This is a genomic window from Bacillus sp. HSf4 (genome assembly GCF_029537375.1).
GTDB lineage: Bacteria > Bacillota > Bacilli > Bacillales > Bacillaceae > Bacillus > Bacillus sonorensis_A.
Genome location: NZ_CP120679.1, coordinates 3,616,145 through 3,638,975, shown reverse-complemented (window position 1 = coordinate 3,638,975; position 22,831 = coordinate 3,616,145). Strand labels below are relative to the sequence as shown.

At 47.0% G+C, this 22,831-nt stretch carries 22 protein-coding genes, 1 other RNA gene and 2 pseudogenes; 15 read left to right on the top strand and 10 right to left on the bottom strand.

Features of this window, described 5'->3' with window-relative positions:
- The first annotated feature begins 9 nt into the window (after positions 1-9).
- The 4 genes and pseudogenes from rnr to P3X63_RS18870 form a co-directional block, all read left to right on the top strand.
- Positions 10-2,316, top strand: a complete 2,307-nt coding sequence (gene rnr / locus P3X63_RS18885; protein WP_026588799.1) for a ribonuclease R — start codon at positions 10-12, stop codon at positions 2,314-2,316.
- Between the two features lie 119 nt (positions 2,317-2,435).
- Entirely contained in the window at positions 2,436-2,909 is a 474-nt protein-coding gene (smpB, locus tag P3X63_RS18880; protein ID WP_026588798.1) for an SsrA-binding protein, read from the top strand.
- 111 nt (positions 2,910-3,020) lie between these two features.
- Positions 3,021-3,380: a transfer-messenger RNA gene (ssrA, locus tag P3X63_RS18875) on the top strand.
- A gap of 408 nt (positions 3,381-3,788) precedes the next feature.
- Positions 3,789-3,932 (top strand): annotated as a pseudogene (locus tag P3X63_RS18870) (peptidoglycan-binding domain-containing protein); the annotation flags it as partial.
- Positions 3,933-3,983: 51 nt separating this feature from the next.
- Here P3X63_RS18870 and P3X63_RS18865 read toward each other — a convergent pair.
- A pseudogene (locus P3X63_RS18865) lies at positions 3,984-4,217 on the bottom strand (hypothetical protein); the annotation flags it as partial.
- Between the two features lie 329 nt (positions 4,218-4,546).
- Between P3X63_RS18865 and P3X63_RS18860 the strand changes: the two are divergent.
- From P3X63_RS18860 to xynC, 3 genes are all read left to right on the top strand, one after another.
- Entirely contained in the window at positions 4,547-4,681 is a 135-nt protein-coding gene (locus tag P3X63_RS18860; RefSeq protein WP_256860191.1) for a hypothetical protein, read from the top strand.
- 121 nt (positions 4,682-4,802) lie between these two features.
- Entirely contained in the window at positions 4,803-6,341 is a 1,539-nt protein-coding gene (locus P3X63_RS18855; protein WP_026588797.1) for a glycoside hydrolase family 43 protein, read from the top strand.
- A gap of 181 nt (positions 6,342-6,522) precedes the next feature.
- On the top strand, positions 6,523-7,746 hold the full coding sequence (xynC, locus tag P3X63_RS18850; RefSeq protein WP_051290454.1) for a glucuronoarabinoxylan endo-1,4-beta-xylanase XynC: 1,224 nt from the start codon (positions 6,523-6,525) through the stop codon (positions 7,744-7,746).
- 181 nt (positions 7,747-7,927) lie between these two features.
- Here the strand turns inward: xynC and P3X63_RS18845 are convergent, their stop codons facing one another.
- The 5 genes from P3X63_RS18845 to P3X63_RS18825 all read right to left on the bottom strand — a co-directional run bounded on the left by P3X63_RS18845 (position 7,928) and on the right by P3X63_RS18825 (position 12,188).
- A complete protein-coding gene (locus P3X63_RS18845; RefSeq protein WP_277691671.1) occupies positions 7,928-9,370 on the bottom strand; it encodes an alpha/beta hydrolase family protein in 1,443 nt (480 codons plus the stop codon).
- Positions 9,371-9,712: 342 nt separating this feature from the next.
- Complete coding sequence (locus P3X63_RS18840; RefSeq protein ID WP_277691670.1) at positions 9,713-10,198, bottom strand: DUF6022 family protein; 486 nt, start codon at positions 10,196-10,198, stop codon at positions 9,713-9,715.
- A 123-nt stretch (positions 10,199-10,321) separates the two neighbouring features.
- Entirely contained in the window at positions 10,322-10,720 is a 399-nt protein-coding gene (locus P3X63_RS18835) for a YrvL family regulatory protein (protein ID WP_026588793.1), read from the bottom strand.
- Positions 10,721-10,791: 71 nt separating this feature from the next.
- Positions 10,792-11,946 (bottom strand): oxalate decarboxylase family bicupin, encoded by a 1,155-nt coding sequence (locus tag P3X63_RS18830; RefSeq protein ID WP_026588792.1) that lies wholly within the window; start codon positions 11,944-11,946, stop codon positions 10,792-10,794.
- 92 nt (positions 11,947-12,038) lie between these two features.
- Positions 12,039-12,188 (bottom strand): YvrJ family protein, encoded by a 150-nt coding sequence (locus tag P3X63_RS18825; RefSeq protein WP_077735585.1) that lies wholly within the window; start codon positions 12,186-12,188, stop codon positions 12,039-12,041.
- Positions 12,189-12,344: 156 nt separating this feature from the next.
- Here P3X63_RS18825 and P3X63_RS18820 point away from each other — a divergent pair, with 156 nt between their 5' ends.
- From P3X63_RS18820 to trhO, 3 genes are all read left to right on the top strand, one after another.
- Positions 12,345-12,926 carry a sigma-70 family RNA polymerase sigma factor gene (locus P3X63_RS18820; RefSeq protein WP_026588791.1) on the top strand — a complete coding sequence of 194 codons (582 nt, stop codon included), beginning with the start codon at positions 12,345-12,347 and terminating at the stop codon, positions 12,924-12,926.
- Positions 12,910-13,119: a sigma-O factor regulator RsoA gene (gene rsoA / locus P3X63_RS18815; protein ID WP_026588790.1), complete on the top strand. Its 210-nt coding sequence runs from the start codon at positions 12,910-12,912 to the stop codon at positions 13,117-13,119. Before P3X63_RS18820 ends, rsoA begins: the two co-directional genes overlap by 17 nt.
- A 197-nt stretch (positions 13,120-13,316) precedes the next feature.
- A complete protein-coding gene (trhO, locus tag P3X63_RS18810; protein WP_277691669.1) occupies positions 13,317-14,285 on the top strand; it encodes an oxygen-dependent tRNA uridine(34) hydroxylase TrhO in 969 nt (322 codons plus the stop codon).
- Positions 14,286-14,312: 27 nt separating this feature from the next.
- On the opposite strand, the gene P3X63_RS18805 is transcribed toward trhO, so the two are convergent.
- The gene (locus P3X63_RS18805; RefSeq protein ID WP_051290453.1) at positions 14,313-15,188 is read right to left on the bottom strand and encodes a vanadium-dependent haloperoxidase; all 876 of its coding nucleotides are present in this window, start codon (positions 15,186-15,188) and stop codon (positions 14,313-14,315) included.
- Between the two features lie 170 nt (positions 15,189-15,358).
- Here P3X63_RS18805 and P3X63_RS18800 point away from each other — a divergent pair, with 170 nt between their 5' ends.
- Positions 15,359-15,994 (top strand): FMN-dependent NADH-azoreductase, encoded by a 636-nt coding sequence (locus P3X63_RS18800; protein WP_277691668.1) that lies wholly within the window; start codon positions 15,359-15,361, stop codon positions 15,992-15,994.
- A 31-nt stretch (positions 15,995-16,025) separates the two neighbouring features.
- Here the strand turns inward: P3X63_RS18800 and P3X63_RS18795 are convergent, their stop codons facing one another.
- Entirely contained in the window at positions 16,026-17,078 is a 1,053-nt protein-coding gene (locus P3X63_RS18795) for an oxidoreductase (RefSeq protein ID WP_277691667.1), read from the bottom strand.
- 187 nt (positions 17,079-17,265) lie between these two features.
- Here P3X63_RS18795 and P3X63_RS18790 point away from each other — a divergent pair, with 187 nt between their 5' ends.
- The 4 genes from P3X63_RS18790 to P3X63_RS18775 all read left to right on the top strand — a co-directional run bounded on the left by P3X63_RS18790 (position 17,266) and on the right by P3X63_RS18775 (position 20,809).
- A complete protein-coding gene (locus P3X63_RS18790) occupies positions 17,266-18,453 on the top strand; it encodes a macrolide family glycosyltransferase (RefSeq protein WP_026588786.1) in 1,188 nt (395 codons plus the stop codon).
- A gap of 117 nt (positions 18,454-18,570) precedes the next feature.
- On the top strand, positions 18,571-19,749 hold the full coding sequence (locus tag P3X63_RS18785; RefSeq protein ID WP_277691666.1) for an amidase: 1,179 nt from the start codon (positions 18,571-18,573) through the stop codon (positions 19,747-19,749).
- A 117-nt stretch (positions 19,750-19,866) separates the two neighbouring features.
- Entirely contained in the window at positions 19,867-20,349 is a 483-nt protein-coding gene (locus P3X63_RS18780) for a MarR family transcriptional regulator (RefSeq protein ID WP_372708720.1), read from the top strand.
- 19 nt (positions 20,350-20,368) lie between these two features.
- On the top strand, positions 20,369-20,809 hold the full coding sequence (locus P3X63_RS18775) for a hypothetical protein (RefSeq protein WP_026588783.1): 441 nt from the start codon (positions 20,369-20,371) through the stop codon (positions 20,807-20,809).
- Between the two features lies 1 nt (position 20,810).
- Here P3X63_RS18775 and cypX read toward each other — a convergent pair whose 3' ends face one another.
- Both cypX and P3X63_RS18765 read right to left on the bottom strand, forming a co-directional pair.
- Positions 20,811-22,031, bottom strand: coding sequence for a pulcherriminic acid synthase (gene cypX, locus P3X63_RS18770; protein ID WP_026588782.1), 1,221 nt, complete (start codon positions 22,029-22,031; stop codon positions 20,811-20,813).
- Positions 22,028-22,777, bottom strand: a complete 750-nt coding sequence (locus P3X63_RS18765; RefSeq protein WP_277691665.1) for a tRNA-dependent cyclodipeptide synthase — start codon at positions 22,775-22,777, stop codon at positions 22,028-22,030. The genes cypX and P3X63_RS18765 overlap by 4 nt, the downstream gene beginning before the upstream one ends.
- Positions 22,778-22,831: the final 54 nt, after the last annotated feature.

Genomic DNA, 22,831 nt, shown 5'->3' with positions numbered 1-22,831 from the left:
GTCTGGTTAGTGGAAAAAGAAGAATTTATGGATAAGCTTCTTTCCTTTATGAAGGAAGAAGCATATAAACCTCTGACAGTTCAGGAACTGGAGGAGATGCTTGAGATTACAGATGCAGATGAATATAAAGAGCTTGTCAAGGCATTGGTGAGCCTTGAAGAAAAAGGGCTTGTCGTCCGAACGAGAAGCAACCGGTACGGATTGCCGGAAAAAATGAATTTAATCAAAGGAAAGATTTCGGCGCACGCCAAGGGCTTTGCGTTTCTCCTTCCTGAAGACGCCGCGCTTGATGACGTCTTTATTCCGCCTTCCGAGCTGAATACGGCGATGAACGGAGATACGGTGCTCGTCCGCATGAGCACGGCAACCGGAGGCACAAAAAAAGAAGGCTCTGTCATCCGCATCATTGAGCGGAACGTTCAGAAAATCGTCGGTACGTATACGGAGACGAGAAATTTCGGGTTTGTCATTCCGGACGATAAAAAAATCACAAACGACATCTTTATTCCGAAACACGCCAAAAACGGCGCTGTCGAGGGCCATAAGGTCGTCGTCCGCCTGACAAGCTACCCTGAAGGACGGATGAGCGCCGAGGGGGAAGTCGTTGAAATTCTCGGCCATAAAAACGATCCCGGTATTGATATCCTATCGATCATTCATAAACACGGTCTTCCCGGGGAATTTCCGAGGGAAGCGTTGGAACAGGCCGGCGCCACACCGGAAACGATCGATGAAAAGGATCTTCAGAATAGACGCGATTTGCGCGATCAAACGATCGTCACGATCGATGGCGCGGATGCCAAAGATCTCGATGACGCCGTTACCGTTACAAAACTTGAGAACGGGCATTATAAACTCGGCGTTCACATTGCCGATGTCAGTCACTATGTAACAGAAGGATCGCCGATTGATCAAGAGGCGTATGAACGGGGAACGAGCGTTTATTTGGTCGACAGGGTCATTCCGATGATCCCGCATCGGCTCTCGAACGGCATCTGCTCTTTAAATCCGAAAGTCGACCGCTTGACGATGTCGTGTGAAATGGAAATTAACGGCCAAGGACAAGTCGTAAAGCATGATATTTTTCAAAGCGTGATTAAGACGACTGAACGGATGACATATTCGGACGTCAACAAAATTTTAGTTGATGATGATGAAGAGCTGAAGCAAAAATATGAAGCTCTTGTGCCGCTGTTTAAAGATATGGAAGAGCTTGCCGCCATTTTACGCGACAAGCGGATGAACCGCGGAGCCGTCGATTTTGATTTTAAGGAAGCGAAGGTTCTTGTCGATGAGGAAGGCAAGGCGAAAGACGTCGTGATCAGAGAGAGGTCAACGGCGGAAAAGCTGATTGAAGAGTTTATGCTTGTGGCCAATGAAACGGTCGCTGAGCACTTTCATTGGATGAACGTGCCGTTTATTTACCGGATTCACGAGGACCCGGATCAGGAGAAGCTGCAGAGATTTTTGGAGTTTGTCGCCACATTTGGCTATGTGGTCAAAGGGACGGCCGGCAGCATCCATCCGAAGGCGCTCCAGAACGTGCTCGATGAAGTGAGAGACCGCCCGGAAGAAGCCGTCATTTCTACGGTGATGCTCAGGTCGATGAAACAGGCGAAATATGACCCGCAAAGCCTCGGCCACTTCGGGTTGTCAACTGAATTTTACACCCACTTTACATCGCCGATTCGCCGCTATCCTGATTTGATCGTCCACAGGCTGATCAGGACATACTTGATTCAGGGCAAGACCGATGAAGCAACAAGGGAAAAATGGGCGGAGAAGCTTCCGGATATTGCCGAGCATACGTCAAATATGGAACGCAATGCCGTCGACGCGGAGCGGGAAACTGACGACCTGAAAAAAGCGGAATATATGATGGATAAGATCGGTGAGGAATTTGACGGCATGATCAGTTCGGTCACGAACTTCGGCATGTTTGTCGAGCTTCCGAATACGATTGAAGGACTGGTCCATGTCAGCTTTATGACGGATGATTTCTACCGCTATGATGAACAGCATTACGCGATGATCGGCGAAAGGACGGGCAATGTCTACCGGATCGGCGACGAGATTACGGTCCGCGTCGTCGACGTCAATAAGGACGAACGGAACATCGACTTTGAAATCGTCGGAATGAAAGGATCGCGCCGCAGGCCGAAACCTGAAGGCAAACAGAAGGGGAAAGATTCCAAAAAGACGGCGCCTGCTTCTGACAAAGGGGAATGGTTCACAAAGCCGAAAAAGAAAAAAGTAAAGAAAAAACGCGGTTTCCAAAACGCACCGAAGCAGAAAAGAAAGAAAAAGAAAAAATAATCCCGGCACGCGTCACAAAAGGGGCGGCGAAATTGTAAGAAAGGCGTTCATTTGGTAGAATAAAACGTATTCGCCGCCTTTTCGAAAATGAAAGACTTCAGGCGGGAGGAGGTTGCCGTATGCCAAAGGGAGAAGGGAAGGTTGTTTCCCAAAATAAAAAAGCAAACCACGATTATTTTATAGAAGAAACATATGAAACAGGCATTGTGCTTCAAGGGACCGAAATCAAATCGATCCGCGCCGGCCGCGTCAATTTAAAGGACGCGTTCGCCAAAATTGAGAGGGGAGAAGTGTTCCTTCACAATATGCATATCAGCCCGTACGAGCAGGGAAACCGCTACAACCATGATCCTTTGCGGACGAGGAAGCTTTTGATGCACAGAAAGCAGATCAACAAGCTGATCGGTCTCACAAAAGAACAGGGCTATTCGCTTGTACCGCTTAAGCTTTATTTAAAAAACGGCTTTGCCAAAGTGCTGCTCGGCCTTGGAAAAGGGAAGAAGAAATTTGACAAGCGCGAGGACTTGAAGCGCAAAGACGCCAAACGAGAAATTGAACGGGCGTTCCGCGACCGTCAAAAAGGCTTGATCTAAGCCTCTGGCCATGTTATTCTATATAAACGCGGTCACAAAGATTACCATTTGAATTGATGTGTAATCTTGATATAATAGGAATACAGCCAGTTTTTCCGACATCCTTCACAAGGGGACGTTACGGATTCGACAGGGATGGATCGAGCTTGAGTTGCGAGCCGAGAGGCGATCTCGTAAACACGCACCTAAATATAACTGGCAAATCTAATAACCAGAACTTAGCACTAGCTGCCTAATATAGCGCAGCGAGCTCTTGCCCGCATCGCCTATGTGCCGGTTAAGAGCCCATAACGAAGTAGGCTACGCTTGCGCTTCCGTCTGAGAGCGCAGGAAGAGACCCATCAGACTAGCTCTCTGAGGGCCCGCCCGCAGGCACGAAGATGAGCGAATCCAAATATGCAGGGCTACGCTCGTAGACGCTGAAGCAATCGACGTTTCTGGACGTGGGTTCGACTCCCACCGTCTCCACCATACATATGATGGTGGTTTTTTTGTTTTTTGGGGATTTTTTATGTTTGTGTAAGAGCGGTGAACGGCTTCATGAACATATGAATGATACTGCTGGAGGACGCCGGGCTCATGCCATGAGAAAATTCAAGGACGTTTTCCATATTGTAAGAGATTTTCAACATTCCCTGCACAGACATTACACCAAGATATATCAGGAACATTCATAAAGAGACAATTGACAGACAATGGACGGCAGCTTTGCCGATCAGCGTTGAAATGTATGTCGAAAAGACGGCGAGATTCACAGTGAAACGGTTTAAAATGCCGCTGAATTGATCGCTGAATCATCAAACAGAAAAAATCACCATACATGTCCGGCAATAAACCCGTCCTACAGATTTAGGAGGCGCTGGCTGCCCTTTATTACTAGGCGCCAAAAATAACGGTATTGATGGCTTTTACGGGCCGAAGACGGCTAAGACGGTCAAACGGTTCTAGCTGATGCACGGGCTGTATCCTGACGGCATTTACGTTCCAAAGTCAAAGGCAAAACTTGAATCACTATTGAAATAATACAAAAAGGCCCTCTTTCACGAGGGCTCAGCTTTTTAAAATTTAACTCGTCTATAGGTATTCATTAATGTCCAATTCCCATACTGTCTGACCATCTACTAAAATTATATTTGGCGGATCATCATAAAGAGAGATCTCAACCAAGGAGCTTTCCCCTTGACTTAACCAATCATATACACTGCCTTCGTTATTAGTAGGGTGGGATATAATGTTATTCACTCTAAAGGCAACTGCATAATATTCTGTGTAATTGATATCATCATCCTCTAATCCAGTATCTGTTTCGCTCCGCTCATTCAATCAAACCGTTGACGCTTTGGCGATGTTCTTATACTCCTTTTTCTTTCCGCGATTATGAACCACTTCTACTCAACATACGGATGTTTACAAAACAAACCTTTGTCCTGTTTTCTTTTAAATAAAATGAAATTAGTTCATAAGAATTAATTTTTAGATTTGTGAAAAAGAAATGATAAAAGACACTTAATAAGCTAAAAAAATTATGGTAAGTTTTTGAAGGTGTTAAATGTAAAAGTTTGTATGACTAACACTTATGACAGAACGGTGGTCAAAAACTTTAAGTCGGTTATTAAATATGAACTGCAGGAGGGGATGTGAGAAAGAAGAGCAAAGCGCCGGCAGATAAATCACCGGTCAGGTTACTGCGGTTGATTGAAGACGGCCAAGATTCAGAACGCGTTCTTCCGGAAGAGACTTATGCTCGGCTTCGCGAAGGAATGGAGCTCTGAAAGAAGCCGCTTCAAGATCAGAAATCGCCCCAAATCCGGATCACACTTTCCAAAGACAGGGGCTGCCGCCGGAAAAATCAGCAACTCACCTGATTTTATAGATAAAAGGAGGATGTTGGTTATGAAAATGAAGTGCAGTGCATGTTTATTGGTTCTGGCGCTATTCATAAGCTGTATACCTGGGAAGTCTGCACTTGCTGCCAGCACTACCATTGCAAAGCATGTAGGAAATTCAAATCCGCTAATAGACCATCATTTAGGAGCGGATCCCTTTGTGCTGACCTATAACGGAAGAGTCTACATCTATATGTCCAGTGATGATTATGAATATAACAGCGACGGAACGATTAAGGATAATTCATTCGCCAATTTGAACAAAGTGTTCGTCATATCTTCAGCGGATATGGTGAATTGGACAGACCACGGAGCCATTCCGGTAGCGGGTGCCAATGGCATCAATGGAGGCCGGGGGATTGCGAAATGGGCAGGCGCGTCCTGGGCCCCGTCAGTCGCAGTTAAAAAGATAAATGGTAAGGATAAATTCTTCCTTTACTTTGCAAACGGCGGCGGAGGCATCGGGGTTCTCACCGCAGACAGCCCGACCGGGCCGTGGACAGATCCGATCGGAAAAGCGTTGGTTACAACGAGTACACCAGGAATGAACGGCGTTGTTTGGCTTTTTGATCCGGCAGTGTTCGTAGATGACGATAGCCAAGGTTATCTGTATGCCGGCGGAGGCATCCCTGGCGGTTCAAATCCAACACAGGATCAATGGGCAAATCCTAAAACAGCACGAGTCATCAAATTGGGGGCCGATATGACCAGCGTTGTTGGAAGCGCGTCTGTGATTGATGCGCCTTTCATGTTTGAAGACTCGGGAATGCATAAGTATAACGGGAAATATTACTATTCCTATTGCATCAATTTCAGCGGTGCGCACCCGGCCGATATACCGCCGGGTGAAATCGGTTACATGACCAGCTCAAGCCCAATGGGTCCTTTTACGTATCAAGGGCATTTTCTGAAAAATCCGGGTGCATACTTTGGAGCCGGGGGTAACAACCATCATGCAGTTTTCAATTTTAAAAATGAGTGGTATGTGGTGTACCATGCTCAAACTGTCAGTTTCGCTTTGTTCGGAGCCGGCAAAGGATACCGTTCTCCCCATATTAATAAGCTGGTGCATAATCTGGATGGGTCCATTCAAGAGGTTGCAGCAAATTATAAAGGTGTAGGACAGCTTGCCAATCTGAATCCATATAACCGGATAGAAGCTGAAACGTTTGCCTGGAATGGACGCATTTTGGCAGAGAAATCTTCAGCATCTGGTGGGCCGGTAAATAATCAAAACATCACAAGCATTCATAACGGAGACTGGATCGCTGTAGGAAATGCCGACTTCGGCGCGCGCGGAGCCAGGACGTTTAAAGCAAATGTGGCATCCGCTGTAGGCGGGGAAATTGAAGTGCGTCTTGACAGTGTGACCGGAAAGCTTGTGGGAACGCTGAATGTACCTTCAACAGGAGGAACGCAAACCTGGAGAGAAGTCGAAACTGCTGTAAGCGGCGCGACCGGTGTTCACAACGTCTACTTTGTATTTACCGGAAACAGTTCAGGCAACTTGTTTAATTTTGATTACTGGCAGTTTACACAAAATTAGCACCGGTGCCGGCAAAAAGGCGGTTTCAGAGGTGAGAAAAACTTTCGGCTGCAGTGAAAGAGTCATATACCGCAACCGAAAACGAAGTTTCAAAAGACATCGTTTTATGGAGAATATGTTGTTTATGAGAGGATGAAAGCGTGTGAAAAAATGTATTTGTGTATTGTTGGCATATGTAACGATGCTGTCGCTCATGTTAACCGGGCCGGCCGCTGCTGAAGTTTTAGCAGCCAGTGACGCGAAAGTTAATTTATCAGCAGAAAAACAAGTGATTCGCGGTTTTGGAGGAATGAACCACCCGGCTTGGATTGGGGATCTGACAGCAGCTCAAAGAGAAACCGCTTTTGGTAATGGAGGGAATCAGTTAGGATTTTCAATCTTAAGAATTCATGTGGATGAAAACAGAAATAATTGGCACAGAGAAGTGGAGACGGCAAAGAGTGCGATTCAACATGGAGCAATCGTTTTTGCTTCCCCCTGGAATCCTCCAAGCGATATGGTTGAGACCTTCAATCGTAATGGTGACACATCCGCTAAACGGCTGAGATACGATAAGTATGCCGCATACGCGCAGCATCTTAACGATTTCGTTACCTATATGAAGAATCATGGTGTGAATCTGTATGCGATTTCCGTACAAAACGAGCCCGATTACGCACATGATTGGACGTGGTGGACGCCGCAAGAAATGCTCCGCTTTATGAGAGAAAATGCCGGCTCGATTAATACCCGTGTCATCGCGCCTGAGTCATTTCAATACTTGAAAAATATGTCGGACCCGATTTTGAACGATCCGCAGGCGCTTGCCAATATGGATATTCTTGGCGCACATCTTTATGGTACACAGCTTAGCAATTTCGCTTATCCTCTGTTCAAACAAAAAGGCGCGGGAAAAGATCTTTGGATGACGGAAGTATACTATCCGAACAGTGACAACAACTCTGCGGATCGCTGGCCAGAGGCATTGGATGTCTCCTACCATATTCACAATGCGATGGTAGAGGGGGATTTTCAAGCCTATGTTTGGTGGTACATCCGCAGATCATACGGTCCTATGAAAGAGGACGGCACGATCAGCAAACGCGGTTACAATATGGCTCATTTCTCAAAATTTGTTCGCCCCGGCTATGTAAGGGTTGATGCAACGAAGAACCCTGATACAAACGTTTACGTATCTGCCTATAAAGGTAACAACAAAGTCGTTATTGTTGCCATTAACAAAAACAACTCAGGGGTCAATCAAAACTTTGTTCTGCAGAATGGCGCTGTTTCACAGGTTTCCAGATGGATAACGAGCAGCAGCACCAATCTTCAGCCTGGAACGAATCTCAATGTAACAGGCAATCATTTTTGGGCTCATCTTCCAGCTCAAAGCGTGACAACATTTGTAGCTGACCTCCGCTAACTTTCACGACACTACGTATGAAGCGGAGCCGAAACCTGTTATTCGGGCTAAACAGGTTCTGGTTATACGACTGAATCTGATGCAGCCATTGCGTTGAAGATAGGAGCAGGCAATCAGGGCATTGATGTTAATGAGAGAAGGTGCCGCTTTCACTGGCGGCGCCTATCCCGTAAATTTAGGTTTATTTTTTCGGAAACTTCACCTCCGGATATGACGGATTCGGCTTCTTGAGCAAATCCCCGCCGACTCCTTTTAAATGCTTATTAAAAAAATCCAAAACATACTGATTGACGATGTCTGCGCCTCGTCCGCCATCGATTTCTCCCGTCATGCCGATCCATTTCAAAACCTTTGAAAATAGCTGAAAGTCGGTGAAATTGTAATGCTCCGTTCCTTTTATATATACCATTGATGCGTTGTCGATGATGCTGTATTCCTTTTTTCTTTCCTCAATCATGTTGTGAAACGCTTCTTTCGTTAACCCCGAATTTTTGATTTCTTCCTCGGATATATTGCCGCTCAGAGCCTTGTTCCTTATCGTGATAAAACTGCTTGATTCCATAAACAAAAACGGTTTTGAAATGGCTTGTTTATCGCCTATATTGTAAAGCGACCCGTCCATATTGATTCCGGCTTTAATGTTTTGATTCGAATAAGCGGTGTTAAAAGCGGTGGCTCCGCCAAATGAATGTCCCATCATGCCGATGTTGTCGAGATCGATTTTTCCTTTGAAGCTTCTGCCGTTCAAGTTCTTTAACTGATCGATGACAAATTCGGCGTCCTGCGTCCAAATGTTTCCGAGCTTTGCGCTGTTCTCGGAAACACCGTTCATGTATTGTTCCGTTGTTAAGCCTGTGACCCGTCCGTCGGGAAAAGCGGTCGCCATCGTGCTGTATGTATGATCAATCGCGACTGCGATAAATCCGTGGCTGGCCAGATTCTCGGCTTGTGAAGCGTGCAGCAGCCGGCTTGTTCCGAATCCGTGGCTGATCACGACAACCGGATAACGATTTTCCGATGAGGAGATTTCAGCATTTTCATATGAGTTGGTTCGAATGTAGCGCCAATAGTCCAAAGCAAATGCAGGCACGTGTAATTGCTCAGCGAAATTTCCGATATACTGATCGAAAAAACGATCTTCAGGGAAGAGGGGCTGTAGCTTTTCGCCATTCTGCTGTTGTGCCGGATACCAGACCTGAATCATCAGCTCTCTTTTGTCATCGGGATCTTTCGTCAGCACTTCATCTCTGTTCTGATCGACCAAATGAAATGTTTTCGTCCCAACCGCATATGCGCCGTCAGGCTTCGGCAGGTGAAACACAGGGAGATAAACAGCCAGAAAGACAGAGAGGAGCAGCAGGGCGAACATGAGAAAAGACAAACCGTATCTTAACGGCTTCCACATGCTCATGCGCAGCTTTTTACCAAAAAACACAGTGAGCGAGAGGAAAAGGGCAATCAAATAAACAAACACCATTTGCCATCTATAGCCTTCGAAAACGAGCTGTCCGGCTAAGAGACCGATGCTGGCCACGGCGGGTGGAAACGCCCATTTTTTCGGCATCTTTTGCTGAAAGAACAGCAGAAAAGCGGAGAGAGTTAATAATATTTCCAATATTCTCATTATGCTTCTCCTTAAATTGATTATTTTGTCTTATATATAACGGATTTCCCATTCTTTTGGTTGCAGTGATATTTTTGTACACAAAAAAACGCCGGATGACCCGGCGGCTACAGCTTATATTTGACGAGCTTTCTAAAAATGAAAACCAAAGCACATACAGCAGCGAACGACAAAAGGAATTTGAGGAAGAAAACAGAAGCAAGCCATTCTTTGTTTAAGATTGCGAGTATTACTTGACCCGCTAACACGGCGGCAAATATTGATAAAATGATTCTCAAACCTTTCCCCTCCTGAAAATATGCTCCATTTTCCTCAATATAACATATTTTTTCATTTTGGACATTAGGTCTGTTTGATCTGTTTGATGGCTGCGACAATCGGTTCTCTGGCCGTTTCTTCTAATGTGTCAATCTTCGGGGCGAGAGGTACATCAAATCCGGCATGGGAGTGATAGAAATCAAACAGCAGCGTGCCGACCGGATGTTGTTGCTGATCACCGATGACCGTCCAAAACACTCTGGAGCGGCAGTTTTCAGCTCCCCATTTTTCCATGGATTGTCTGAAATTCAGTCCTTTCCCAATGAAAAAATCGCCTTTTTTCGCGGTTTGAATCATTGTAAAGCCGGACTGTTTGAGACTTGCAAATACAGGCGGAAGCAGTTTATCCAAGTAAAGTCCGTAAGTCGCATCCTCCAATTCGGGAAACGCTTTTAAGAATTCGTCCCGATGATCTTCAAGCGTTTGTTTCCAATGGGCATCCACATAGCTTTGCACTTGTTCGCCGATTTCTTTCATCGACATGTCCTGTCTGAAACGAATTGTTTCCATCAACGAAAACCTCCTTTTCATCACTGTATATTCAGTTTATAACATTCATGCAAATGATAAAGTTTGTCAGAATATTGATTCCTGCGATGAAGAAAACTTTATCATGCGGTTTAGAATGGATCGTCAATATGAGAGCGAACCGGACCTCTGCCGCGGATAAAGGATTTTATCGATTGTAAAAAAGGAAACGGCAATCATGATTTCCGCCGAAGTCGTCAGCAGAACGTCGTCCAGCAATTCGTCCGCTGTATAAATGGCGGCCCATAAACAGCCGATTGTGATCATTTCGGCGGCAAAAAACGTGATCCTTCGATTGAAGCGCAATAATTGAATGCTCTGGATGAGCAGCTTTTCGGCCGGTTCCATGACGAAGGTCAGCACGATATAAAAAAGGGTAAACATTAGCAGGGACCCGACCGTTTGGTAAAATGCGCCCGACAGATGAAACAGAATCGAGATCCCGAGAAAGTGGGCGAAATAAACGAATATAACCGATAAGCAGCAAATAACGAAATGTTTCATGACACAGCTCCTTTACGATATGTACACACAGCCGTAGGCTTGCAGGATATGTCTCCTGCAAGCCTGGCTGGTTATTTCTTAGCAAATTTCACGACCGGATGCTTTTCTTTAGAGAGCATTTTTGTAAACTCGCTGCCAACGTCAAGATGCTGGCGGACAAGCTCTTCTGGTACGAGGGCAAGCCACTGGTTTAAAGAAATGTCAGCATAATGGTCGTCTTTAAAGATTTCCAGGAAGCGAAGCGGTTCGTCTCCTGTATTTTGGATATAGTGCCCCATCGCAAACGGCACATAGCCGACATCACCGGCCTGATAATTAAATGTTCTGGCATGTCCGTCAGCCGCGAAAACCGTCATTTTCGCTTTGCCGGAAATATAGTACTGCCACTCGTCTGTATTCGGATGCCAGTGCAGCTCCCGGACGCCTCCGGGTTCGACTTCCACCAACGCCGAGGCGATCGTTTTCGACGCTTTAAAATTGGTGGAATCGGCAATCCGTACTTTGCCGCCGCTTGAGACGATCGGTTCCTGTTCAAGCAATTTGTAGCTGAAAGATTCCGGAACCGTTCCGTTCGGGCTTTCAACCTTGTCTTTCTCAAGCGAGCCCGGAACCGCTTTTTGGAAAATATATTTTTCCTCAGGCGGAAGTGATGCGACGACGTCTTTAGAGATGCCGAAGTTTGCGGCAATGACATCATCTGGTGTATGGGCGAGCCAATCTGTCACCTGGAAGGTGCTGTTTTCAGAGAAGGAGCCGTCATCGAAGACGAGCAGGAATTCACAGCCGTCTTCAAGGCCTTGAAGCGAATGCGGAATCCCGGACGGAAAATACCATAAATCGCCCGCCTTCACATCATCAATAAAGTTTCTGCCGTCCTGGTCGACAGCTGTAATTCTTGCTGATCCATAAATTACATAAGCCCATTCGGCTTCCTTATGCCAGTGCAGTTCTCTGATGGCACCCGGTTTCAGCCTCATGTTGACAGACGCGATATTATCGGAGATCGGCAGCTCGCGGACGGTGACTTCCCGTGCGTATCCGCCCTTTTCGAGACGGTTATGGACATCGGAAAATGAAAATTTCATGTTTGGTACTGTTCCGTGGTCGGTTTCAGGCGGCACGAGCATGTCCGGATTTTGCCGGTCGCGCTCAACGTTGTGCGGAATTTTCGTTTCCGCTCCTTCTTCTCCTCTGATCGGCTGCGGAATTTGTTTGTTTTTTTCCATGTGATATCCCCTCTTTCTAAAATGTAAAGGAGAGCTGAAAGGCCTTTCGTTTTCCCCTTCTGTCATGTTAAGTGAAAAAAGTGAGGCCGATGTCAATCCTCGGTGTCATTTTTTTCTTTGATCAATTCGATCAGTTCATCGATCTTCTTTTCAAAACGCGTGAGCAGGTAAATTGCCAATACAGCGGGAAAGCCGACATTGCCGATTTGCTTCGCTGCTTCCTCAATGAATGTGCTGTCCATATATACCACCTCCTATCTTATGAAGTGACGAAAGTTTGAAAAATGTAAGCAAAGAACTATTTTCTCTGGATGGGAACTTATGTTTGCATGTTAATAGAGGAGATGAGTTTACTTTTTTTTCATTTCTTTCATCTAAATAAATAGGAGGCGGTTTTTATGATTGATCAAACGTTACTGCGTTCGAAAATCAAGGAGATCACAAGGCATCCGCTTGTGAAGCATTTTTTGAGCAACCCCCGGTATGAACGGCTTTTCAACCACGTATTGGACCATCCGGATTCAAAAGAGGCAGAATGTCTCGATCGTGAATTTAAACGGTTTTACAAAAACATCCGCATGATCAAATACATCAACTCGATGATCCGGATTTTCTCCGTTGACTTTGATAAAAGAGTCCGGAAAAACCGAGAACGCTTTCCGCTGATGATCGACGACAGTCCAACCTTGCCTGAGCCGCCCCACGGGGACCTGTTAGATGACGTTTTGGAACACGAAGAGGATTTAAGCGAGCATCTGCAGGACCGGTTGCTTTACGAGGCGTTTTTACAATTGACGGACAAGCAGAAACAAGTGCTGGCGCAAGTTTATCTTCACGGGAAATCCATGCAGGAAATTGCTGACTCCTTGGGAGAATCGAGGCAAAATATTTCGAGAATTCATAAGAGGGCGATCGAAAAAATAAGAATGCTGCTGAATTCTAAGGCAGAGGGGAATGATAACAGTGAGTCTGCACGATGAAAAAGATATTGAAAAATTGCTGGAAAACTTCACACCGATGATCAAAAGCAAGTTAAACAACACATCCTATCAAGAGAGGGAAGATCTTGAGCAGGAGCTGAAGATGAAGATTTGCGAAAAAGCGGAGATGCTTTTAGGTCAAGAGGTGCCTGGTTTTTGGGAGTTTATCGCGGAATTGCTGAAAGTCCTTTAATCTGAGCTGTTTTGCTTGCGTTAAGCGGTCGGAAGTGATAAAATTTTTAACATTTGATTAATGGAATGTCCAAGCTGCTTTCATTGAAATCATGGTGATGATTTGTTTTCATATGACTGAAGGTTTAACAATGTAAATGGATGAGGGTTCCATTTTTTATCTTATAAAAACATGGATCAGATAGGTGGTAAGATATCATGAAAAATCAATACCGAGTATTGTTGTACTATAAATATGTTCATATCGAAGATCCCGAGCGGTTTGCACAAGAACACCTTGAGTTCTGCAAAAGCCTGGGATTAAAAGGTCGCATCCTTGTCGCAGAAGAAGGAATAAATGGCACCGTATCGGGAACGGTTGAGCAGACAGAGGAATATATGAATGCCATGAACAACGATCCGCGCTTTGCAGATATGGTCTTTAAAGTGGATGAAGCCGATCAGCACGCTTTCAAAAAAATGCATGTCCGCCATCGAGATGAGCTTGTGACACTGCGCCTTGAAGATGATATTGACCCGAATGAATTAACGGGGAAATACCTCGAGCCAAAGGAATTTTATGAAGCGATGCAGAATGAAGACACGGTCGTCGTCGACGCCCGAAATGACTATGAATATGACTTAGGCCATTTTCGCGGGGCGGTCAGACCCGACATTAAAGCATTCCGCGATTTGCCTGAATGGATCCGTGATAACAAAGAAAAGCTCGAAGGCAAGAAAATTTTGACCTACTGCACGGGCGGAATCCGCTGTGAGAAATTTTCCGGCTGGCTGAAAAAAGAAGGCTTTGAAGATGTTTCCCAATTGCACGGGGGGATCGTAACTTATGGAAAAGATCCTGAGGTTCAAGGAGAGCTGTGGGACGGCAAATGCTATGTCTTCGATGAAAGGATCAGCGTTCCGGTCAATCAAAAGGAACACGTCGTGGTCGGACGGGACTACTTTACCGGAGAACCTTGCGAGCGCTATGTCAACTGTGCCAATCCGGAATGCAACAAGCAGATTATCTGCTCAGAAGAAAATGAGCACCGCTATTTGCGCGGCTGCACACATGAATGCCGGGTCCATCCGCGAAATCTGTATGTAAAAGAACATGGGCTGTCTGATGAAGACGTCCGGATGAGACTTGAAAAGTTAAAAGAGGAAGAACATACAGCAAAGGGATAAAAGAGCAGATCTTTTATCCCTTCTTTTTTACCTTGCGGACGGATCCTCTCTTGGATCAAGCAGTGAACTGCATTCCCGGCCTCTTGGAAAAGGAATCACCTGTCTGTAAGGCGGCGGAGGGAGATCAGCGTCGCGGTCTTCCAATTCCGGTATATCGATTCTGACCATGTCCGAATCGCGCTGACTTTTCAGTTCATTGACGATGATCCGGCCAATTTGCCTTCCAAGTCTGAGGCCGCCTTCACCGTTTACATTGTAATGTACCCCGCCGTATACCCTTGACATCGCGTTTTCCTCGGCGAGCTCTCGCAATCTTTCCGCTTCCGTCGGGAAGTAATAGCTTAAGACGACTTCCGCACATCCGGAAATACCGGCATGGCCTGAAGGGTATGAAGGAAACTTCGGTGTGCAAATGATGGTCCGTAAGCTTTGATCAAACTGATTCGGCCGCGGAATCTCCCAAAGATATTTGAAGTACCAGACGACAACAAATGTATCATTGATGGCCGCATGGACATTCGCGAGCAGCCTGGCCGCTCTCGCCGGCGTTAAGCCGTACGTATCAATGAGACGGTCGATGATCGGCGTCCATTGCTTTGTGGCCGGACCTGATCCCCAATACTCGGCGATCGTGATCTGTTCAGGGGTGAGGTTTCGCAAGATTTGCCTCACATTGTCAAGCTCTTCACCTTCAAAATCGATCGTATCGGGGTGACGGATGTCAAAAGCGATCGGACATCCGCCCGGATCGAGAAAATCGCCGGATGGACTCCGTTTTAAGAAAAAGGTCGGCCAGGAGCCTGCGGTCGAATCGACCGGCTGAGGAACACGCTTTTCTCCTGCATAGGCTAATTCAGACCATAGACGCGGCAGGTTTTTGCATTCATTTTTGCATTTTAGCATCGCAAAACTTCCTTTTTGTGTAAAATATTGGAACGTTATATTATATAAAATAAAATCGGTGATGCAATGGACAAATTCTATCAAAGGAATGCCTTTTTTTTCGGCTACCCGAATATTTGTCCCGCTGTTTTCCATACTAACAAACAACAAACGAAAGGCAGGTAGCAAAAATGGCAAAGACTCTTTATATCACAGCACATCCTCATGATGAGAGAGCATCGTACAGCATGGCCGCTGGAAAAGCATTTATTGATTCCTACAAAGAAGCGCACCCGGATGATGAAGTGACTCACCTTGATCTCTATCGGGAAAACATTCCGCAAATTGACGCGGATGTTTTCAGCGGATGGGGAAAGCTTCAGTCAGGTTCGGGTTTTGATCAGCTTTCCGATGACGAAAAGGCCAAGGTCGGCCGTCTGAACGAGCTGAGCGAACAATTTATCGCACAAGATCAATATGTCTTCGTCACACCGCTGTGGAATTTCTCTTTTCCGCCGGTGATGAAAGCTTACTTTGACGCGGTCGCTGTGGCAGGGAAAACATTTAAGTATACAGAAGAAGGTCCGATCGGACTGTTAACAGATAAAAAAGCGCTCCACATTCAGGCGAGAGGCGGTTATTATTCAGAAGGACCTGCGGCAGAACTGGAAATGGGACACCGTTATATCAGCGTCATGATGCAGTTTTTCGGCGTGCCGTCATTTGAAGGCTTGTTTATAGAAGGCCATAATGCAGAGCCGGATAAAGCCGAAGAGATCAAACAAAATGCGATCGCCCGGGCGAAGGAATTGGGACGGAGATTTTAAAAAAACCGCGGAGATATTTCCGCGGTTTTCTTTATTCGTTGAAGAAAATGGTTTTGTTCAAGTTGCTGCTTTTTTGCGCGGCTTCGATGATCCGGATGACGGCGAGGCCATCCTCGGCAGAGACCGGCGGTTTGCTGCCTTCAAGGATGCTTGAAGCAAGCTGTTTGTAAAAGGTAACATAAGAGCCTTTCAGCGTCTCAACGGTTTCTTGTTTGACTTCATCCCCGTCGATCACCGTCAGCTCTCCGAAATTCTCGGCGGCATCTTTTCCCCAATCATCGCCGGCCGGTTGTTTTCCTGCTCTCAGCGCATCTTCCTGGCCGTCAATTCCGTATTTGATAAAGCTGCCTTTTGACCCGTGCACTAAGTAGCGGGGGCCGTTTGCCGCAACGATTGAGCCGGAGTGCAAAACCGCCTGAAGCTTGCCGTAATGCAGGACGACATGAAAATAGTCGTCTGTTTCCGCATGGTCCCGTTGAGCTGTCACTTGAGCGGTGATGCTGGCCGGCATACCGAATAAATGCAGAGCCTGATCGATCAGGTGCGAGCCCAAATCATAAAGCGCACCGGAACCCGGTCCTTTCTGCTCTCTCCAGCGCTGTCTGACATTTGGCCGGAAGCGGTCCCAATAAGCATGGAAGGTGTTGACTTCTCCGAGACGGTCGTCCTTGATCAGCTGCTTGATCGTCAAAAAGTCATTGTCCCATCGTCTGTTGTGGTATACGCTGAGGACGACGCCTTTTTCTTCAGCTATTGCAATCAGTTCTTCCGCTTCCTGAGGCGAGGCCGTCATCGGCTTTTCCAGGACGACATGCTTGCCGGCGAGAAGGCATTCCTTTGCCATTTCATAATGGAGTCCGCTCGGCGTTGTCACGATGGCGAGGTCAATGTCGGGATCACCGGCGATCTCTTCGATTGAACGGACGGTTTCCGCCTCCGGAATGTCCTGCTCGACTTGTTCTCTTCTTGATGTCATCACTTTTTTGATCGCAAATTCCTCTAATACCGAAAGTAAAGGCGCGTGAAAAACAGAGCCTGACAACCCGTATCCCAACAAGCCTGTGCGAATTTTGTCCACTTTCATTCTCCTCCCTTTATGTTTGTGTGAAATGTAATCAACTGTGTCTCTCATATTTATTTTACCCTGTTTCCGCGGATGAACAAACCGTTCCGCATTCCTTCTAAATGCCCTTCAACTTTCAGACTTTAGTTGGTGGACAGCAGCTGGTTTTAATCTGTAAAATTTTACATAGTGAAAGGAGTGAGAGAGCATGGCAAACATTTTAATGATCAATGTTCCGGCAGAGGGGCATGTGAATCCGACTCTCGGCATCGCCAAGGCTTTTGCAGAAAGAGGTGACAATGTTCACTATATTACAACAGAGAAATTTAAAGAAAGGCTTGAAGCCCTCGGTGTCAACGTTCACCTTCAGCCTGATTTGATGGGGATGCTGGAAGGCGAAGAATCAGTGCTGAAGCTTTTTATTCGGATCGCGCAGGATACTTTGCGTGCCGCTAAGGAATTGGCGGGAGAGATCGATTTTGATTTTGTTTATTATGATACATTCGGCGCGGGCAAGCTGGTGCGCGACTACCTGGGGATTCCGGGTGTTTCTTCGTCAGCCTCATTTTTATTCAGCGAAGAATTTATGAAATCCCACGGTCCGATCAAAGCCGCCCAGGGAAACACGGAAGTTGAAGCTCTCATCAGGGAGATCAAAGACGAGTACGGTGTAGAACCGGAAAGTCCGGCACAATTCATGAGAAATGACGGCGAGCTAAACATCGTCTATACAAGCCGCTATTTTCAGCCGGACAGCAGCCGTTACGGCGGCCAATACGTCTTTGTCGGCCCGAGCTTTCCCGAGCGAAAAGGTTCACGCCGCGGCTTCCCGTTGGAGGAGCTCCGCGGAGAGCGGGTCCTTTATATCTCAATGGGGACCGTTCTGGACAATAAAGAAGACTTTTTCAATATGTGCATTGATGCATTTTCGGACTTTCAAGGGAAGGTGGTCATCGCCGCCGGGGAAAGGACCGATCAAAGCAAGCTGAAAGAAGCGCCTGACCATTTTATGATTTCCGCTTATGTGCCTCAATTAGAGGTGCTGAAAGCTGCCGACGTCTTCATCACACACGGTGGAATGAACAGCGTGAATGAAGGGATTCATTTCGAAGTGCCGCTCGTCGTCATTCCGCACGACAAAGACCAGCCCATCGTCGCCGGCCGTGTAACCGAGCTTGGCGCCGGCTGTGCACTGAGCGAGGATGAAGTGAACGCTGAAACCTTAAAGAAGGCTGTACATGAAGCATTGGCGAATGAAGCCTATTTACAGGGCATTCGAAAGATCAAGGACAGCTTTCAAAACGCAGGCGGAGTCGAGCGGGCGCTGGAGGCTATTGACCGGTTTGTAGAAGAAAAGAAGCTCGGACGATCGGCTGACCATTCTAGCATCTCTTAAAAGCCATGGAATATTTCTTCCTGAAAATCTAAAATGGAAGATTTTATCACCATTTTGTTTCCTCAACTGTCTGCCGCAGGTTATCGTTGAAGCAGGCTTGCTGAAGGGGGATGTCAGATGGAGAAGCATTGGGATGCATTTATAGATGAGAAGCTTGAAATGGCACCAGAGAACAGCGCTGGAAGCTTAAAGAATACGATTTTTGCGGTTAAGGACGTTTTTGCCGTAAAAGGTCATGCGAATGCCGCGGGAAATCCGGATTGGCTGAGGACGCACGGTCCTTCTGAAAAAAATGCCGCAGTGATCGACCTTCTGCTTATGGAAGGGGCGAGGCTGAAAGGGGCGACACATACAGATGAACTGATGTACAGCCTGAACGGGGAAAATGCCCACTATGGAACACCGGTGAATCCAGCAGCCGAACAGAAGATTCCCGGAGGCTCATCAAGCGGTTCTGCCGTAGCGGCCGCTAGCGGTTTGGCCGATTTTGCCCTCGGTACGGATACGGGCGGCTCTGTCAGGATTCCTGCGTCATACTGCGGCATCTTCGGATTTCGACCGACTCACGGAGCGGTATCGACAGAGGGTGTGATCCCGCTTGCCAAAAGCTTTGATACAGTTGGCTGGATGGCGAAGGATATCGGCGTCTTGCATACTGTAGGCCGCGTCCTGCTGGGCGGAGGAAACAGCGTCCGGAAGGGGTTTGACAGACTTTATTTTGAAAAAGAGGCATGGGGGATGCTTGAAGATCAAGATTTGGCGCAAGTCTATGCGTACGCCAAGGATTTGATCGGCGGCGAAATGGCTTGGATCAATGCGGCGGACCATGGGCTGCCTGAGTGGCAAGAGATGTTCAGGGTGTTGCAAGGCTTGGAAATTTGGGAAGAACACGGAGAGTGGATCACACGTGAAAAGCCGGTGTTCGGCCCGGGAATAGCAGAGCGGTTTCAATGGGCCGCAACGCTAAAAAAAAGCGATCATGAACACGCGTTGACAAAAAGAGAAGCGATCAAAAGAAGGCTTTCTGATTTGCTCGGAGACACCGGCCTGCTTGTTATTCCGACGGCACCCGGCACTCCGCCGCTCCGGGGATTGCAGGAATCAGAATTAGAGGAAAGAAGGGCCCGCACCATTCAGCTGACATGTATAGCCGGACTGGCCGGGCTGCCGCAGATTACGATCCCTTTGTCCGCCAAAAATGGAGAGCCGCTCGGATTATCATTGATTGCCGGTTGGAGACAAGACTTAAAGCTTCTGTCGTGGGCGGAAAGGCTCGTGTTGTCGCTTCAACCGTGAATTGAAAGCATATGATGCCTCCGCATCATATGCTTTTTTTGTCAAGATGCTTGCGGAAAACATTGTTAACTGGTAAACTATAAAATAGTTAACCGGTTAACGATAAAGAGAAAGGAAATGAAAAGAGTGGAAAACAGCACATATGAACAGGCATTTCAAGCCGTACAGGAATTTATCCTGAAAAGGGAAAAGCGGGCTCAGCACGAACAGCAGACGCTTGCGAAGGAAGCTTTTCAAAATGATGAAGGGATGCACAAGAATTGGACGCTGACACAGCTTCACATCGTCTCGATCATCAATGAGAGCGAAACCCAGGTCAACAATGCTTTACTTGCCGCACAATTGCATGTGTCAAAGGCGGCCATTACAAAAGCCGTCAATGTTCTGATGAAGCACAACATGATCGAGTCGCACAAAAAACCAAACAACAACAAAGAATTATATTACACATTAACAGAGGAAGGAAAAAAGCTGGCTCGTGTCCATGACCGCATGCATGAAATCGCCAAACAGCGCTACAGCAGTCTGTTTGCGCAGTTCTCAGAATCTGAGCTGCAAACGGTCATCCGCTTTTTATATGAATGGGCAAAACACATCTGACAGCGAGAGAGGTATTCTGATGAATAGAGAAGAAGCAAAACAATTTTTAAGCCGAATGTATCAAGATATCGTTTCAGAAATGAATATTGAAAAGATTCCTGCGTACTTCAGCAGCGGCTATGTTCAAGTGACAGACGGCAAAAAAATGGATCTTGGCGAATTGACAGAGCACATGCTGACATTAAAGGAAGTGACCCGTTCGATATCGGTTTCACCTTTTCAGCTATTTTTATTTGATGAGGATCTACAAAGTGCAACATTGAGATATATGGTCGAGGTCGCCAAAAAGGATGGAAGCAGCGGGAAGATCGAATTAATCGCCATTTTCAAGCTGGACAATCATCAAATCATTTCCTGCCATGAACTCTCAAAGGTAATGGAAGGAGGAGGCGGTTTTGCCGGGATGGCCAGTATAAATGAAGGGAAAGCCTCCCCGTGGGAGGGGGAGGCCTTGTCATAAGCTAACGTTTTTGATCAAACAATATTCGAAGTGAGACGGGGCCGCGCGTATACAGACCTGTCTCGCGGTAAACGAAGTCTTTCTCCAGCTTAATGTTCCGCATATGGTCCAGGACGATGTTTGCGACAATCTCGATTTCCGTCTTGGCAAAACCGGCTCCTACACAATTGTGGACGCCTGAACCAAATGCGAGATGCCGGGCCGCGCCGCTGAATGCGCTTTTGATATCAAGATCGCCGCGGTGGATGTTGAATTCATCCGGCCGTTCAAATGCCTCAGGATCGCGGTTGGCGGCGCCGATCATACAGAATACAGTCGTTCCTTCCTTCAGTTTGACACCGCCGATTTCCGCGTCTTGAGACAACTGCCGCGGTATCAGCTGAACCGGCGGCTTATAGCGCAATGTCTCGGCAATCGCTTTCGGCAAAAGTGTACGGTCTAAAAGGACAGCGTCCATTTGCTCGGGATGGTGCAGCAAATGGTAGATCATCAGCGCGAGCGTCTTGTCAGCCGGTTCTGTAGCGGCAAGCAGGATGTTGAGGATCAGCGCGCGGATATCCCTGTCCGACATGGCCACACCTTCGTAATCTGAAGTACAGAGAATGGATATTAAATCTTGTCCGGGATTTTCGCGCCTTTCCGCGATGATTGGATTCAAATATTCAGCAAGCTGTTCGCTGCAAGTCAGGGAATGCTTGCGGTCTTCCGGCGACTGATTCAAACTGGTGATGAAATCGGCGACCCCGCTGTGCCAATGTCTGACCGTTTTATGATCAGTCTTGTCCAAACCTAAAATGTCCATTGTGACGCAAACAGCGAAGGTTTTGCCAAAATCGTTGACAAGGTCGATCCGCCCTTTGTCCAAATGCGGCGCCAAAAGCCTTTCGGCGTTCTCTTTGATGAGCGGAGTAAGGTGATCAAGGGATTTGCCCATAAAACGGCGCAGCACAATTCTGCGTTTCGCCGCATGTTCTTTGCCTTTCATCTGCGCCAGTACAGGTCCGCGCATCACAGGCTCCGCCCGTTTGGCGAGCGATTTCGTCGTAAAGACGTCCTGATTCTGAAGCACGTGGCGGACATCCTGATATCGGCTGATGAAATAGCTGTCAAGCGATTCTTCATAATGCACGGGATCTGATTCGCGAAGGTATGAGAAATATTTGTACGGATCCTCATGGTATTGTTCAGACAACACGCTGAATGTTTTAAGCGATTGATTCATACTCGTTCCTCCTGCATGTTTTTAGATTCCATGCTGCCGTCCGGTTCGGAAACCATCAGATACCCTTGATTCGGGCGCATTCTGACGGCAAATTCATTTCTTGAAATCCGTTCACCCAGCTTCCAGGGCCGGTGGTAAGCAAGAAGTGTTTCTTCCACGCCTAAAATATCCGGAGCGCCGATGAAAAACGGAAGCTCGGCAATGACGTATTCAACTGCAAGATTCAGCATGGCGTCATTCACATCTCCAATGGCAAGCTGAGTCCCGCGGGCTCGTCCAAGGATCGCCGCATGGGACATGTCCAAGCATGCCTGGCGGAAATGCGGCTGCTCGCTAAAGGCGTGCTCAACTTCCTGACGCAGGCTAATGTATGCGGTCTGTTCTGCAAAATCCGAGAATGTATGGATCGCTTCCGGGTTTCCGCCGTGCGCCACGAGCGCTCTTTCAGCAAATCTTCTGTTTCGGGAGACCTCTTTTCTCACCTTTCGTTCGGCTTTTCCTTTTGGAGTGCCGAGCGCTTCAAGGAGGTTGGCGGCTTCCTTACCCGCCAGAAGGACGGAAACATCTTGAAATTCATCGAGCGCCCAGCCGATGAGACGGTATATATAGTCGTCAGAGAATCGGCTGTTAAAAGGGCTGATCCCAATTAAAACATGGCGGCGGCGCGTCAATATTTCATGGCAGTTTTGAGACAGCGTCTCTGTTTTGAATAAGCTGTGCTTGCTCTCAACCATAAGCTCTGTCATTGATTTCCTCCTTAGCGGATATAAGATTTTAAAATCAATGATGCATCGTCATAC